The following is a 244-nucleotide window of genomic DNA, read 5'->3' as shown; positions in this document are numbered from 1 at the left end:
CCGATATCACCAAACGCAGCCTGCCCGGGTCGCTCATTGTCCACTCCCTGCTGATCGCCGCTTCGCTACTCATGGTCTATCCGTTGCAGTGGATGGTTTCGGCTTCGGTCAGGCCGGAAACCGAGATATTCTCGTCGACTTCGCTCATTCCGTCGTCGATCGATTTTTCGTCCTATGCGCGCGGGTGGGTCGGCCTCGATGTCAGCTTCGGCCGATTCTTCTGGAATTCGCTCGTCATCTCGCT

The 244-nt window shown here is 57.8% G+C and carries 1 pseudogene; it reads left to right on the top strand.

Going from position 1 to position 244, the window contains the following annotated elements:
* Positions 1-244: pseudogene (locus EOD29_RS34230) on the top strand (carbohydrate ABC transporter permease); the annotation flags it as partial.

Source organism: Mesorhizobium sp. M1A.T.Ca.IN.004.03.1.1 (assembly GCF_003997555.1).
GTDB lineage: Bacteria > Pseudomonadota > Alphaproteobacteria > Rhizobiales > Rhizobiaceae > Mesorhizobium.
The sequence above is the reverse complement of the archived record's forward strand: the minus strand, read 5'-3'. Positions and strand labels throughout refer to the sequence as shown.